Here is a 622-nt window from a genome sequence, read left to right as displayed (position 1 = left end):
GACAGCCCATGGCATCAATGGACACCAGGCACCCCTTGATATCCAGCAGCTTGAGCAATGCTGGAATGGCCGTGATTTCATTGGACTTGGCATCGGTTTTCAACTGGCCCATGACCACGCCGTTGCCAGTGGCGAAGGCGCTGACCATATGAATGGCGGAGCGGCGGCTTTCCCGCTGGTAAGAGCCCCGTAGCACCTTGCCATCGATGGCAATCAGTTCACCCTCGGTACGCTCATTGACCGATTGCGCCCACTGAATAAAGCACTGTTGGAACTGGGTGGGGTCAAGGCGAGACACGATACGGGCGATGGTGTCGTGTACCGGCAGCCCGTCGGGGAACAGGCCCTTTTGCTGGAACCAGTCCAGGTGGACTTCACCGAAATCCTCGATGTCCTCCCAACCTTCGGCGCCGGCGATGACGGCACAGACCGTCAGGAACAGGACATCGAACAAGGGATAGCTGATTTTGGCGGACTGACGAGGGTCTTCCAGCTCACCGAAATACTGAGAAAATGCATCAAGGCTCATCATGGCTCTCCCAAAAAGGGAGTATCAGATCACAACACGATCTGCGGGTCAAATAGAACGAAGTGTCCAAAAAACGTTCGCGATCTCACCCTG

Annotated in this window: 1 protein-coding gene; it reads right to left on the bottom strand. The window is 55.8% G+C overall.

Annotated elements, in window-relative coordinates:
• Positions 1 to 529: ISAs1 family transposase (locus tag C7I36_RS16925; protein WP_146137360.1), on the bottom strand; the 529-nt coding region annotated here is incomplete at its 3' end.
• Positions 530 to 622: the final 93 nt, after the last annotated feature.

This window comes from Zobellella taiwanensis (assembly GCF_003012795.1).
Classification (GTDB): domain Bacteria; phylum Pseudomonadota; class Gammaproteobacteria; order Enterobacterales; family Aeromonadaceae; genus Oceanimonas; species Oceanimonas taiwanensis.
The sequence above is the reverse complement of the archived record's forward strand: the minus strand, read 5'-3'. Positions and strand labels throughout refer to the sequence as shown.